The organism is Pleionea litopenaei, assembly GCF_031198435.1.
Classification (GTDB): Bacteria; Pseudomonadota; Gammaproteobacteria; order Enterobacterales; family Kangiellaceae; genus Pleionea; species Pleionea litopenaei.
In genome coordinates, this window is the sequence record NZ_CP133548.1 from 3047779 (window position 1) to 3062617 (window position 14839).

The following is a 14839-nucleotide window of genomic DNA, read 5'->3' on the forward strand; positions in this document are numbered from 1 at the left end:
GCTAGGGCTGTGCCTGAATTGATAAGGTAATTCCCGATGAATTGGAATAGCCTCGAAGTCCAATGTGCCAGACATTACTACCCGGTGCATTGAAGGAACAGGTTTCTTCGTTGCCCCAACGGTAAGGTCGACAATCGTAGCTCGATGTGGTTGGTTGGCTACCTTGACGCACGTATAAGTCGGCGTCACCAGAGCCACCGGTAATGCTCACGTTTAATGAGCTATAACCGGCCGATAAATCAACGGTGTAGTACTCCCACTGACCTTGGCTAACGCTGATGTTAGCGTAGGTTTCATCGATGGGATCGGTGCCACCACCAGTATCTTCATCATAGGAGCCAACTAAGGTAACACCACTGAAGGTCGAGTAAGCTTTCACTCGAACAAAGTAGGTTCCACCCGATTGTGAACCGGTACAGCTTTCATTGTTGCCATTGCGGTAAGGACGACAATCGTAAGTTGAATCGGTCGGAGCCGCACCGAAGCGAACATACAGATCAGCATCACCAGAACCACCACTCATGGTGAAGCTGATGTTGCTGGCGCCTGCAGGAACCTCCATGGTGTAAATAACATCGCTGCCTTGAGACGCCGATAAACCAGTGACGGGTACGCCGTTTTCGAGCACCTTTTCGGGCGGTGGCTGAATGTTACCTTGTTTGGCTAGTTCGGCCACATAGGCTGCAGAAAGTTTTGCAAATTTAAGCGCATGATTTTGATCAAAGACAGAATCGTTCGATGTATGAATACGATAATTCGCATCGTTCATATTTGACTCGAAAGGAATCGAAGCCGCGAATCCTTGATTGTGCCAAGACGCATGATCAGAACAGCCGTATCCACAGCGACTCGTTCCATAAACGATATTGGGGAAATAGGTATCGAGTAATTGCATCATAAAATCATTCTGCGCTGCGTTAGTATAATCGGTCATGAACACAATATCGCGACTCGGTGTTCCTTGGTTTCCAGTCATATCAAATTGAGCCACGCCGATAACATTAAGTCCGCTGTTTTTAAAATCTTGTGCAATGGCTTGAGAACCTCGCAACCCGACTTCTTCGGCAGCGTATCCCATGAACTTCACCGTTCTTGCCGGTTGATAACCACTTGCAACAATCGCTCTTAAGGTTTCTGTTGCGACCGCAATGCCCGACGCATTGTCATCTGATCCCGGTGCGCGACCAGTCGAGGGTTGGCTGGAGTTGATGGAATCAAGGTGACCACCAACCACCACTATTTCATTGGGAGAAGACGACCCTTGTATGGTTGCAATGACAGAAGGCTGCGACCAACTGTGATTGTAAAACTCGACGCTAATGTCACTGCGACCTTGAGCTATTTGCTCCCATTGCTGCTTGATCCATGTTGCTGCATCAACCCCTGATTGCTGGGTGTAATAACGATTGTTATAACTACTCAGTGTAGAAACGGTCGCCGCTAAGTTACTCGCTGCCATTTCATTCACCAGTTGTTGAACCCCTTGTGGATTATCAATGCTATAGCTCACCAACTGCAGGTCTGGGTCACCTTGTAGTTGAGCATAGTCGATCGCCTTTTGCATTGACTCATGGTAGAAAAAGCCGCCGCAACGATTGAACGATTGATGCATAAATTCGCTGAGCTTTGGAACGGCTGCGTTTTGAATTTTGGCGACACGAACACCTTTGCGTTTGGCGTCGTTTGTGTCCAAAAACTCGAGCTGAAATTCTGAGGTAAGCCGCTTTGCGCTTTTCTCAAATGCGTCATTGCCAATCGTGATCCAGCCGTGACCGGTGGATTCGTCGATTTGAATATTATGGTGATGTGTTTCTTTCGCTTGACTATTAATTGCCAAAAAACTGCTGACAATTAACAGACTGATCGTTGTTAATTGTTTCATGATTCACCTGAATTTTGTAAGGGAAGAAGCAGAGGAGCGGGTGCTCCCCTGCGAGTTGGTACAACTCGATTAAGGCTGTGCTTGAATATTCAGAGTCACGCCCGATGAGTTTGAGTAACCTCGAATACCAATGTGCCAGACATTGCTACCCGGTGCATTGAAGGAACAGGTTTCTTCGTTGCCCCAACGGTAAGGTCGACAATCGTAGCTCGACGTGGTTGGTTGGCTACCTTGACGCACGTATAAGTCGGCGTCACCAGAGCCACCGGTAATGCTCACGTTAAGCGAGCTATAACCGGCCGATAAATCAACGGTGTAGTACTCCCACTGACCTTGGCTAACGCTGATGTTAGAGTAGGTTTCATCGATGGGATCGGTGCCACCACCAGTATCTTCATCATAGGAGCCAACTAAGGTAACACCACTGAAGGTCGAGTAAGCTTTCACTCGAACAAAGTAGGTTCCACCCGATTGTGAACCGGTACAGCTTTCATTGTTGCCATTGCGGTAAGGACGACAATCGTAAGTTGAATCGGTCGGAGCCGCACCGAAGCGAACATACAGATCAGCATCACCAGAACCACCACTCATGGTGAAGCTGATGTTGCTGGCGCCTGCAGGAACCTCCATGGTGTACATAATGTCATTACCTTGAGACTCGGCTAAACCAGTTTCAGGTACATTGTTTTCCAAGATGTTATCCGGAGGATTTGGTCCACCACCGCCACACTCACTTGAGCTAGGTTGTGAGCTAACGCCAACTTGCGCTAAGGCATCTTGCACGTCTTCGACGGCATAGCCTAAATCACAGGCAGCATCGAGTGAGCCGTTACCCGCATTGTCCCAGTTAGTGCTAGAAGTCCAGTAGTTTTGATTGGCTTTCGCGAAAACTTCAAAAGCTTTTCGAGTATCCCAACCAGCTTTGTTGGCGAGCAAATAAAAGGCTTTGTTGTAAACACCCGATGAATAGTGAACATCCATGCCCGACGTGTAGTCTGATTGATGATCAATCGAGCGACCGTCTTGTGGAGGGTTGTTCATATAACGAAGCGCACCGCTGCCCTTGAATATATCAGCACCGACTAACCAGTCATTGCTGCCTTTCATATAAAACTCAGCAGCTTCACCAGCCATATCAGAGAAAGCTTCGTTTAATCCACCCGATTTACCGGAGTAAACTAATCCAGAGTTTTGCTCGGTAAATCCATGGCTCACTTCGTGTGCAGATACGTCAAGGCTAACCAATGGATAAAACGTGCTGGCACCATCTCCGAACGTCATGGCGCTACCATCCCAGAAAGCATTTTCATAGTTTCGAGAATAGTGAACGCGCATGCGTAATTGGAAAGATAGCGGCGCAGTGTTTAACCAGTCGCTGTACATATCGAATACCACGCCACCGAAAAAATGCGCATCATTCAATGGTGAATAAGCGCCATTGACTTCTTTAACCGTGTTTTCTGGGCAAGTAAAACTGAAGGCTGTTGAACCACTGGTACCATTGTTTAAATTGATGGTTCGAACATTGGTGTTGTTCATGGTACAGGTGTTGCCCGATTGGCTAACATTGAGCGAGCCAAAGTCAGTACCATAGACGTAACGTCCAGTTTTTTGATTTCCACCTGGGCCGGTGGCGTCTGCCGTTTGAAGGTTATCAAAGGCGTGCAACACCTCACCAGATTTAGCATCAATGATTAGGTATGGTCGTGATGGCTTGTCGGCGTGTTGGACGAAAGTAACTTCGTAAACCAGTCGAGCTTTATTGTTTGAATCATTCCAAACAGCCAACCGCTTGCTTTCGTTTTCGGTGATGACTTTGCGTTTGGCATTTTGCGGAGCGAATTTCGCTTTTGCGATGTTTAACGCGTCTTGAGCCGAAATGGACGGCTTAATCGATTTAAGGTCTTTTTCGATCGATTGCAACATGGCGCCATGAGCATGTTTGAAAGTACCGTTAGCTCGTTGAGTAATGATCACGTCGTCGCCAAGCACTGGAAGACCACGAAACATTTGCTGATACCGAATGGTCGTTTGACCCGAAGCGCTGTGGTAGGTTTTGCGTACTTGTAATTGGTTGTCGTCGCCTAGTCCGATGAACTTGGCTGGGTTCGCGCTGGCAACCCCCGATTTTTGTAATGCTTGAAGTGATAGGTTTTGCTCAGTTAATGCTATGCGTTCTGCACTCATCACACTACTGCATCCAATCACCGCAGTTGTGAGCACCCCCAGTGCAAACTTAGGTTTGGTAGTCATAGTTATATTACCTTTAATTTTCGTAATCGCTGAATACTGCTTAAACTCGCGATGTCATTTTTCACATGTCATGACAACGATAGTAATCGCACTTTTGGTCCAAGAAAGTGAGTTACTTGTCATGCGGTTTAAAGCATCTAGGTGCACCTATGACGCCACGGAAGAATAGGAAGTAACTGGTCGCTTCTCAATCAATTTTTGGCAATTTGGTGATAAAAAACGCGTTAATATTAACGGATGTTTGAGATAATGAGTTACAGGTCGTTATCTTGTTACAATTATCTCAAGATTTGATCAGGTCCTTAGCGCGCTGAGTTTATAGCTCGGACACTGCTTGAGGCGGTACTTGTGATTATGTTGTAGCTTTTTTAAAGTGATTCGGTCGCGAATTTGAAAAAGTCATTGATGTGCAGGATATTTGAAGACACAACGCGCTAATATCAAGAATGAATTGATAAGAGAACAAATTGATATGAGAATGAAACTATGACCAAAACAGATTTAACCTGTTGGTTTTGCCAGCAAACCCAATCCAAAGACGGATATACCGTAGAACTTGTTAACCGTAACCAAAGGGCTCAAGTCGTCGTGCCTGTTTGTTCTGACTGTAAAAACAAGCATACCAATTCAATAAAGCGGTTTTTTCTAGTGTTCTATGGCATAGCTTGTAGTGGGTTTTTGGCACACGTTGCGGTCTTATTCTTTCGTGAAAGTGCGCCAGTCGGAAGCGGGTGTTGCTTGGTTATGGGATGGCGCTTATTTGGATCATACCCGCTTTAATTTTGGGGATCTTAGCCATGCTTTCGAGTCTTAAAGGAACGAAACCCCAACGCTATTTATTACAATATCCAGCGCTGCAAGCTCGTCTAAAAGAAGGCTATTCAATTGGAAAATCAAAGAGTTAGTCGATACATGATTTAAAAACTCGTAATGAGATATTTTTCAAGGGTAATAATACCGGGTATCTTTATTTGAGTTTTCCCTCCTAGATCTTTTACCATGCGCCCGCTTGAGGAGTACTCCAGTTTCGCTCCTCGTTTTCAACTCCAGTCTGCAAAGGAGACAATATGTCTATTATTCACCCGAAAAGCCGCATGGCGATTCTGGTCGCGACGGCTATTGCCTGCCAGTTTTCAACCACAAATGTAACGGCTGCCGAAAATTCGGCTAACAAAGATAAGATCATTATCACCGGCTCTCGTATCAAGCGTACCGAAGTAGAAGGTGCGGCCACGGTTATCAGTATTACGTCTGAAGAAATGCAGCAGCAAGGCTTTAACACGTTATATGAGGCTTTGAGCTCGGTTACTTCGGCCACCGGCAGTGTGGTTGGCGAGCAATTTTCTAACGGTTTTCAGCCAAACGCTCAAGCGGTTAACTTCCGTGGTTTAGGTGCTGGTCGTACTCTGTATCTATTAGACGGCAAGCGCATCGCTGACTACCCGTCTCCCTATAATGGACAAAGCAACTTTGTAAACTTGTCCCATATTCCATTGGCGATGGTTGAACGTGTCGAAATTATGTCGGGTGGTGCTTCTGCAATCTATGGTTCAGATGCGATGGCTGGTGTAGTCAATATCATCACCCGTAAGAGTCTCGATACAACAACGCTTTCTTATCGCTATGGTGATACGAAGCGTGGCGGCGCTGAATCTCACCGCTTGCAATGGTATGGAGGAAAACAAGGCGAAGGTTTTGATAATCTTTGGTCGTTTGAGTTAAAGCAAAAAGACGCTGTTCTTGGTTCTGATCGCAAATATTTAAGCGAGAGAGAGCCACAGTTCGCCTATGGATTTTATAACTACTTTGATCCAGCAGATCCGCAACGTTTACAAGAAACGACGCCAGAGATTTGTGCATCATTCGAGTTTCAATATCAGTCTGATGACAACGGCAGCTTTTGCCAAGACTACGTTCATCGCACAAAAACTTTGGCTAACGAGCGCGAAGGCTGGAACTTATTTGATCGAATCACGTTTGAACAAGGTGACTACAACGAGTTATACCTAGAGCTTCATTTGTGGCAGCAAGATGCTGCAAGCAGCAGTGGTCCTTTGTACTTTCAAACAGAACGACCAACGGTGGTGCTTGATGCACAAGACAATATCACCGGCATTTTTGAATATGGTCGATACCTTTCAGAGTTTAAAGATACTGATGTTGACCACAAAGAGTACGGCGCAGACATCCAGATCGGATTTAAAGGATTTACTGAAACCTATCATGACTACGAAATTAGTTTAACCCATAGTTTTCAGAATTCAGAAGACAGCTTATTTCTTTTAAAAGAAGAAGCGGCACGAGCGTTTTTCTTTGGTAACTACTTGGGCGTAAACTCGATTAATAATGTCCCTGTTGATGTTTACAATGAAAGCGATATGACACAATTGTTCCGTCCATTAACGGAGCAAGAACTGGCCACTATTTTGGGTGAAGACTTATCTAAAAAAGACAGTTCAATTTCGACAGCGTCTTTCACGTTATCGGGTGACATGTTCCAGTTTGGAAAAGATCGCGTTCAATTCGCGGCGATTGTTGAAGCGAGTAAGAAGAGTTATGAAATCGATCTGCACCCACGTACCTTAAATAATACTGGAGAAGGTTGGGTTGATCGAACGGGCACTGAAGGTAAAGGATCTCGTACCAGCTATGGTGCGGGCTTAGAAACTTTATGGCCGTTAACTGATAACTTAAAGCTTACCTTAGCGGGTCGCTATGACAAATACGACGATAGCACAGCTGTTGACGACGCTTGGACTTATAACGTTGGTTTAGAGTACCGTCCGACCGAGCAACTATTGCTTCGAGCGACAAGCAGTACAAACTTTAGAGCACCAGACATGCATCTTGTTTATGCTGCAGAAGGTGGTGCTTACTATGGCTCTGACGTCTACGCAACAACTCGTGGTAGTCTTGAGCTTGAAGAAGAAACGGGCACCTCTCATACTTTAGGTGTTGTTTATGAGCCGTTAGAGAGCTTGTCTGTGTCGGTTGATTTCTATCAACTTGAGCTTGATGGATTGGTTGAGTTTGAAAATCCGATTGCTTTAAGAAACGATTATGTTTTGTGTGAAACGGATGCAGATTTTGCTGCAAACAACCCTGACTTTTGTTTGATGGTTGGCGATCGAGTGACCTACGCTAATGGTATTTTTAATGTAGAAACTTACCCGGTGAATACAGCCTATCAAAAGCAGTTTGGCGTCGACACCAGTTTCCGCTATATCTTAGCAACCAACGATATCGGTACTTTTACTTTTACTGCAAACCATACCAATGTATTAAAAAGTGAAAAGCAACCATTTGTTGGTGCTGAAATCGATACAAACTGGCGAAACAATCGTTTAAACAACAATTTACGCAGTCGCTTCCGCAGTACTGTCAACTGGAGTTTAGATGATTGGCGCGTAACACTACTAAGCAATCGTTTAGGAACTATTAGTAGCTTTGATAGCAGTGAGCGTTTGGATTCGTGGACAACGTATAACTTAACGGCGGGTTACTTTATTAATAACGAATTTTCTGTTGAAGTTATTATTAATAATTTGACTGACGAATATCCTCGCATTGAAAACACTGGCTCTTGGCCATACTTCAATCATCAGCATTACAATGCTCTTGGTCGTTCTTGGTCAGTAGAAGGGCGTTACACCTTCTAATCATTTTCAAAGGTTAGATATTTGAGTTGAAAGGTTACCTCTATTGTAGAGGTAACCTTTTTTATTTAACCAGACAGTTCTTATTTAACGAGACAGCTTTTATCTAACGAGACAATTCTGCGGTTAAGTCAGGGACCACTTTTTTATTCAACATGGTTAGTACTGTTGTTTTAGCATCGCAACCAGCGCACTCGGTTGCCGCATTGTAACGAGTGGCTTCTACCCGGTAAACACGATTAAAGATAGACTCACCGTCACGTTCCAATAGATAATGTACCTTGGCTTCCATTGGCCAGTCTCCGTTCGCGTTGGTTAAGTAAAGGAAGGTCACACGGAGCACGACTTTTTGTCCAGATATATCTTGTCCGTCGCCAATGTAATTGGCCGTCGAAAATAGATTTCGTTGTTTAAGTTCGTTGGTAATTTTAGCGCCGTAATTTTTTCGAAACTCCATCTGATTTCTATCGTTAGGATTACTATTCGCGTAGGTATAAATGGCTAGCGGCTCACTACTTAATGGGCCTTGCTGATTGTTCGCGGCACCGCCTCCACAAGCGGCTAAAAAAAGGCTGAGTGTTATGGCAACACTCGATGCAAAAAATACTCTCAACATGCTTAATATTTCCTCATTACAGTTAAATTCTTAACACTCTTAATCCTGGCGTCCTATTATTTAGGAATTGCTTATTCGGTAGAGCAATTCTGAGGAGAACCGCTATCAGAATATCCAGACTCATTGGAATCCGACTCATTGAATCCATAGCCACCTCCACCAGGTGTTCGTATTTCAATCGCCTCACCAGCATTGACCGTTAACTCACAACTTGACGGTAATTCCTTCCAACCGTCATCGATAGAAATTAATCGGTTTTCCCCGGCAATTCCCGGGCTTCCTCCGTGTATCCCAAAAGGAGTATTTATTCGATTATTAGACAGGATACTCACCGTCATTTCAGTGAGAAATCGGATCCTACGAATCAGCCCGTTACCACCCTTGTGCTTTCCAGAGCCTCCGCTCGATGTTCTTATCTTAAACTGTTCGAGACTAACTGGAAAACGCATTTCTAAAATTTCTGGGTCGGTAATTCGAGAGTTCGTCATATGCGTTTGTACCCCATCACAACCATCGTAGTGATTTCCTGCTCCACTACCACCTGCGATGGTTTCGTAATATTGGTACTTTGCATTTCCAAAAGTCAGGTTATTCATCGTCCCTTGAGCACTGGCTTGAAGGCCTAACGCTCCAAAGACTAAATCGGTAATAACCTGTGATGTTTCGACATTCCCAGCGACCACTGCTGCCGGATAGGTAGGTGAAAGCATCGAACCGTCGGGGATAGTAATTTTCACTGGACGAATACAGCCTTCATTCAAAGGAAGATCTTCATTAATCAGACTGCGCAAAACATATAAGATTGCGGCTTTGGCCACGGATCTCGGAGCATTAAAATTATTATTGAGCTGGCTACTAGAACCACTAAAATCGAAGTGTAATCCTTGGTTCTTGAGCGGAGAAATTGATAAATTCAAATGAGCGCCACAATCCATATCGATGGCAAAGGAACATGGAGAAAACTTAGCGACTGCTCGTCCAACAGCGTTAGCGGCGTAATCTTGAACGTGATTCATGTAGGCGCTTATCGTCTCTTCTCCATAAGACTTACAAGCGTGTTGTAATTCGCTGATTCCACGCTGGTTGGCTGCGACTTGCGCTTTCAAATCGGCCAAGTTTTGATCGAAATTTCGTACTGGATATTTTCCTGTGGTTAACAAACGTTTAAGTCCAGCTAAATCTAACTGATGCCCTTTAATCAAGGCAAAGCACTCAATCACTACGCCTTCGTCTTCAATTGACTGACTATGCGCAGGCATTGAACCTGGAGTAATTCCTCCTATATCAGCATGATGGCCACGCGAAGCTACCCAAAATCGTAACTCTTCTTGAATAAAAACTGGACTGATAACCGTGATGTCGGGTAAATGCGTTCCTCCATGATAGGGTGAGTTCAATAGAAAACAGTCACCCTTTTGAAACGGTAAGTTTTTATGAATTACGTGCTTTACACTGTCGGACATTGAGCCTAAATGGACGGGCATATGAGGAGCGTTAGCAATTAAATTTCCGGTGCGATCAAATAAGGCACATGAAAAATCCAAACGTTCCTTAATATTGACTGATTGAGCCGTATTTTGAAGGACCGCACCCATTTGTTCTGCTATGTGACGATATAGGCTATTGAAAATTTCCAGGCGAGAAGGGTTCAACTTCGTATCGTTGTAGTTTTCTACTTTGGTCTTTCGAAGTTTAGAAAGACTAAAATGATCGCCCTTGGTTTTTTTTATTTGCCAGTTTGGCTCGACGACAATGGTGGTGTTTGAGTCATAAATAATCACCGGACCAATGATCGGTTGTTCGTAATCAATACTTTCAGCGGCAATAAAGGAGGTTTTAATAAATTGATCGTTAAACCAAACATCATGCTCTTGAATATCTTTTGGTTTTAGCTGTTCGGCTTTTCTTTCAATAAGTGGTTGAGACACTTGCGTAGAAAGATGAGCTTTTTGAATCTCGATACGAGCGAGCTCATTAGAGAATCCAAATCGCTCTTGATGTTGCCGATGAAACGATTGTTGCATGGTTTCATATTGGTCATAGGTCACGGCTAGCGTTAAATCGGAACCTTGATAATTCAGCCAGCATACAATTTGATGTTGAAGGTCCCCTTCGATCTTGGCAAGTTTGTGTTTATGTTCAATGAACTGTTGATGTGATAAATCGTTAATTTCTTGCCAAATAGAATCAGAAAAGGGTTGTCCGAAATAATGTTCACTCTCTTGACCAATATCGCTGCAGCCCATTCCATAAGCTGACAGTAAACTGGATTCTGCGTGTATAAATATTTTATCAATCCCTAACGCTTCCGCAACTAGGCATGCATGCTGACCTCCGGCTCCACCAAAGGCGTTTAGAGCATAATCGGTTAATTCAATGCCTTTTTGTGTTGATATTGTTTTGATCGCATTGGCCATTGCATTAACTGCAATTGATAAAAATTGTTCAGCGATTTCATGAACTGAAAAAGACGAATCCAGTTTTTTGTTGATCTCTTTTTGTAGCGATTCAAAAGCACGGCGACAGCGTTCAAAATCGAGTGGGGATTGACCATTATGACCAAAGACATGCGGGAAATATTCGGAGCGAATTTTTCCACAAATGACGTTGATATCAGTGACGGCAAGTTGTTCTCCTCGTCCATAACTGACTGGACCTGGGTGTGCGCCAACGGATGCAGGGCCGACACTGAATTTTTCGCCATCGAAAGACAACTGTGAGCCGCCTCCTGCTGCAACGGTATGCACGGCGAGCATCGGGACTCTTAAACTTGTACCCTGAATTTCGCTATTGCTGGTAATTTCAAATCGACCTCGGTATAAACTCACATCGGTTGAGGTACCACCCATATCAAAACCAATGACTTTATTAAATCCTGCTGCATTTGCTGTTTTTGCCATGGCAACGATACCTCCTGCTGGCCCTGACAAAACGGCGTCTTTTCCGTCAAATAAATGGGCATTTACTAAATGACCATTGCTCTGCATAAAATAGATTGGCGTATCTCTAAAGGTCTGCTGCAACCGGCTCACATAGTCGTGAACAACAGGGGACAGATAGGCATCGATTAAAGTCGTTTCTGCGCGAGGTAACAGTTTGGGAGCAGGCGATGCTTGATGCGATAGAACAATCGTTGTGTAGCCAATTTTCTTAGCCAACTCTGCGACTTCTTGCTCATGTAATGGATTTCTATAACTGTGCATGAGGGCTATCGCTATTGCCTGATTACCCTGTTGGTAAAATTTAAGCAGCTGACTTTTTATGGCTTCTTTATCGAGTTTAACAACTTCATTTCCATCTGCGTCTAACCGAGCGGATATTCCAATAACATGTCGATAAAGAGGAGACTGTCGTCGTATATTCTGATCAAATAAATTAGCTCGACTTTGATCTCGAATGATCATCAAATCTTCAAAGCCTTGATTGACGACAAGTAACGTTGCAGCGCCCTTCCGCTCGAGGAGCGCATTGGTTGCAACGGTTGTTCCCATCTTTATTTCCGAAATCAGAGTAGACAGATTTTCTTTTGGGATAGTCGGATGCTGTTCCGATAAAAATGACTGAATGCCAAAACTAACGGCATCGTGGTAGTGATCAGGATCTTCCGAAAGAACTTTGATCGAGTGGTAGTCGCCGTTTGTCGATACAGCGATAATATCGGTAAATGTACCGCCTCGGTCGACCCAAAATGACCACGTCTGCAAAACGCATCTCCCATATTCTGTTTGCATTATGTTGTATCATGAAGTGTGTGCTAATCACCACCTTTTGCTTTGAGGTCGCATTAATCTCGCATGGGTGTTTATATTATTTTTTTCCGGTACACTGAGTCTTCAAATCGATCAATGAGAGAATAATAATGATCAAACGTCTTTCACTGTTGGCGCTGGGCGCCTTTTTTCTGGGAAATTCTAGTGTTGCAACTGCATCCGATATTGAGGTGAGCGCTAGCTTACAAAAAAAGTCATTGAGTGGCGACGTCATCTACATGCAAATCCTGAATTATCAAACCGAGAGTTTGAAACGGCGAAATACATTACTCAACATTTAAAGTCGCTAGGGATTGAGGTGCAAACCAATATTGCGCACACTGGTGTCGTGGGAATTTTAAAAGGCGGAAAACCTGGTCCAGTCGTCGCTCTACGAGCTGATATGGACGCTTTGCCAGTCTCCGAGCGAGTAGATTTACCGTTTGCTTCTAAGGTAACCAGTGAGTACAACGGTCAGTCTGTCGGTGTGATGCATGCGTGTGGTCACGATACGCATGTTGCTATTTTAATGGGCGTTGCTGAAACCTTGGCGAAGCGTAAGAACGATTTACGCGGTACCGTAAAGTTTATTTTCCAACCCGCTGAAGAAGGTGCTCCTGCAGGCGAGCGAGGTGGAGCTGAGCTCATGGTTGAACAAGGGGTATTACGCGCGCCGAAAGTGGATGCCATCTTTGGTTTACACATTTCTTCAAAAATGGAGGTTGGCTATCTGGGCTATCGAAGTGGCGGTATTATGGCAGCGGTAGACAACTTTAAATTGACCGTGACGGGTAAGCAGGTTCATGGATCAACGCCTTGGGATGGCATTGATCCGATTGTCGCGAGTGCGCAAATTATTAACGACATTCAGAGTATTGTCAGTCGACAATTGCCTTTAACCAAAAATGCCGCCGTCATTTCTGTGGGCAGTATTCACGGTGGTGTGCGATCGAATATTATTCCACAAAGTGTCGAGTTAATTGGAACCATAAGAACGCTCGATCCTGACATGCGAAATCATTTGCATGCGCGTTTACGTGAGGTCGTCAAACATTCGGCTGCGGTGATGGGCGCTACAACCGAGTTGCAATTACCCTATACCACGCACTACCCAATAACCTATAACCAGCCAGAATTAATGGAGCAAATGCTTCCAACAATGCAACGTGTCGCTGGGTCAGATAATGTGCTGTTAATGGATGCGATCACTGGTGCAGAAGACTTTTCATTTTTTCAGCAGCAAGTTCCAGGAGTGTATTTCTTCTTAGGTGGAAAAACCAAAGGACTCGCCCCAGAGCAAGCCCCTGCTCATCATACCCCCGATTTTTATATCGATGAGTCAGGTATGCCGCTGGGTGTTCAGGTATTGTCGCAAATGGCGATTGATTATATGGAACAATCGACTCGTCAATAGACTCTAAGGCAGCGATGTTAACGTGAAGGGCGGTTTTACCTGGGACATTGCATCGGCTGTGCCGTCAAATATCGCGCAGCCGCTGTCGATCTATCGCAGATTTGCTATATTTTACAAAGGGAGGACGCTGTGATGTCAGATACCGTATTTACCACCGACTCTCTTTGGCAGTTTGCAAATGACTTTTATCAGAAGGAAGGGGTAGAGCCATTGTGCTTGGCTTTACAAGATGAGTTTCATTTAAACGTGAATGTCAGCTTATTTGCTATCTGGTACGCGTTAACCACGCGAAGGATTTTATCGAAAGATGATTTTCGTTCTTTGATGTCTGCCATTGCGGTTAGTGATCAGAAGGTTGTTGAATTTCGTAGCTTTCGGCGCAAATTCTTGGCGCAGTACAATGATACCTCAGCGTCTGAATTTATTGCGCTCAAACAGTCGTTTCTAAGCCTTGAGCTACAGCTCGAAAAGCAAGTAATGGCTGACTTAGTCAACTTTTGCCGAACGTCGATCTTGCCGTTAGCGCAGAGTCATTTCTCCATTCCAAGCGATGATAATCATTCACGTCTTGCTGCGCTGAAAAGCGCGGATGCGACGACCATCCACTTTTTAGCCGGTGAAAATTTAGAAAATTATTTTGCGGCCGCTATCGAGCAAATTCCCCCGACGCTGTTGACTTTACATCAACAGTTATTGAGTCGACTGACCCTACAGGCCATTGCGCAACAGGCCGCCTAAGCAAAGACTGCGTACTGAATTGACCTTCTTGATGACTGAATAACCAAAGGCTTGACTTTTGAGTCGACTCTAAGGTTTATAATGGGCATATTGCGATCAAGCAGTAAAGGTGAATGACGATGTTTAGAATTAAACAAGCGGCAACCCTCAGTGGTTTCAGCGTTGATACTTTGCGCTTTTACGATAAGCAGGAGTTGGCCAGTCCTTCTATGCGCTCGGCGTCGGGCTATCGACTTTACAATGAAGATGATATCGATCGACTGCGGTTTATCCGACATGCCAAAGATATTGGTTTCAATTTAGACAGTGTGCGCGAGTTATTAGCCATTCGTTTGCACAAAGATCAAAGCTCTTGTGAAGACGTTAAGAGCCTAACAGCAGAAAAACTGAGCGAAATTGATGACAAAATTCGCGAGCTGCAACAAATGCGAGCGGCGGTGAAGCGCTTACACGATAACTGCTGTGGTGGAGCTGAGTCAGCCGAGCAGTGTACCATTTTGCAAGCACTCGACAGTGTAAGAGGAGTGTAAC

9 protein-coding genes are annotated in these 14839 nt (G+C 44.5%); 5 read left to right on the top strand and 4 right to left on the bottom strand.

Going from position 1 to position 14839, the window contains the following annotated elements; genetic code table 11:
• Position 1: 1 nt before the first annotated feature.
• Positions 2–1882, bottom strand: coding sequence for a M20/M25/M40 family metallo-hydrolase (locus tag Q9312_RS13690; RefSeq protein ID WP_309201424.1), 1881 nt, complete (start codon positions 1880–1882; stop codon positions 2–4).
• Between the two features lie 69 nt (positions 1883–1951).
• Positions 1952–4135, bottom strand: a complete 2184-nt coding sequence (locus Q9312_RS13695) for a M4 family metallopeptidase (RefSeq protein ID WP_309201425.1) — start codon at positions 4133–4135, stop codon at positions 1952–1954.
• A gap of 1067 nt (positions 4136–5202) precedes the next feature.
• On the opposite strand from Q9312_RS13695, the gene Q9312_RS13700 reads away from it, so the two are divergent.
• The gene (locus Q9312_RS13700) at positions 5203–7794 is read left to right on the top strand and encodes a TonB-dependent receptor plug domain-containing protein (protein WP_309201426.1); all 2592 of its coding nucleotides are present in this window, start codon (positions 5203–5205) and stop codon (positions 7792–7794) included.
• Positions 7795–7897: 103 nt separating this feature from the next.
• On the opposite strand, the gene Q9312_RS13705 is transcribed toward Q9312_RS13700, so the two are convergent.
• Both Q9312_RS13705 and Q9312_RS13710 read right to left on the bottom strand, forming a co-directional pair.
• Positions 7898–8407 (bottom strand): hypothetical protein, encoded by a 510-nt coding sequence (locus tag Q9312_RS13705; RefSeq protein WP_309201427.1) that lies wholly within the window; start codon positions 8405–8407, stop codon positions 7898–7900.
• Positions 8408–8478: 71 nt separating this feature from the next.
• On the bottom strand, positions 8479–12111 hold the full coding sequence (locus Q9312_RS13710; RefSeq protein WP_309201428.1) for a hydantoinase B/oxoprolinase family protein: 3633 nt from the start codon (positions 12109–12111) through the stop codon (positions 8479–8481).
• Positions 12112–12266: 155 nt separating this feature from the next.
• Here Q9312_RS13710 and Q9312_RS13715 point away from each other — a divergent pair, with 155 nt between their 5' ends.
• The 4 genes from Q9312_RS13715 to zntR all read left to right on the top strand — a co-directional run bounded on the left by Q9312_RS13715 (position 12267) and on the right by zntR (position 14838).
• Positions 12267–12458 carry a hypothetical protein gene (locus tag Q9312_RS13715; RefSeq protein ID WP_309201429.1) on the top strand — a complete coding sequence of 64 codons (192 nt, stop codon included), beginning with the start codon at positions 12267–12269 and terminating at the stop codon, positions 12456–12458.
• Positions 12374–13570 carry an amidohydrolase gene (locus Q9312_RS13720; protein WP_309204509.1) on the top strand — a complete coding sequence of 399 codons (1197 nt, stop codon included), beginning with the start codon at positions 12374–12376 and terminating at the stop codon, positions 13568–13570. Before Q9312_RS13715 ends, Q9312_RS13720 begins: the two co-directional genes overlap by 85 nt.
• A gap of 132 nt (positions 13571–13702) precedes the next feature.
• Complete coding sequence (locus tag Q9312_RS13725) at positions 13703–14308, top strand: TIGR02444 family protein (RefSeq protein ID WP_309201430.1); 606 nt, start codon at positions 13703–13705, stop codon at positions 14306–14308.
• A gap of 119 nt (positions 14309–14427) precedes the next feature.
• Complete coding sequence (gene zntR, locus Q9312_RS13730; RefSeq protein ID WP_309201431.1) at positions 14428–14838, top strand: Zn(2+)-responsive transcriptional regulator; 411 nt, start codon at positions 14428–14430, stop codon at positions 14836–14838.
• The last annotated feature ends 1 nt before the right edge of the window (position 14839 follow it).

What these genes read in the sequence shown, in the direction of transcription:
- Q9312_RS13690 (WP_309201424.1), bottom strand. Translation starts at nt 1,882, where the DNA reads ATGAAACAATTAACAACGATCAGTCTGTTAATTGTCAGCAGTTTTTTG.
- Q9312_RS13695 (WP_309201425.1), bottom strand. Translation starts at nt 4,135, where the DNA reads ATGACTACCAAACCTAAGTTTGCACTGGGGGTGCTCACAACTGCGGTG.
- Q9312_RS13700 (WP_309201426.1), top strand. Translation starts at nt 5,203, where the DNA reads ATGTCTATTATTCACCCGAAAAGCCGCATGGCGATTCTGGTCGCGACG.
- Q9312_RS13705 (WP_309201427.1), bottom strand. Translation starts at nt 8,407, where the DNA reads ATGTTGAGAGTATTTTTTGCATCGAGTGTTGCCATAACACTCAGCCTT.
- Q9312_RS13715 (WP_309201429.1), top strand. Translation starts at nt 12,267, where the DNA reads ATGATCAAACGTCTTTCACTGTTGGCGCTGGGCGCCTTTTTTCTGGGA.
- Q9312_RS13725 (WP_309201430.1), top strand. Translation starts at nt 13,703, where the DNA reads ATGTCAGATACCGTATTTACCACCGACTCTCTTTGGCAGTTTGCAAAT.
- zntR (WP_309201431.1), top strand. Translation starts at nt 14,428, where the DNA reads ATGTTTAGAATTAAACAAGCGGCAACCCTCAGTGGTTTCAGCGTTGAT.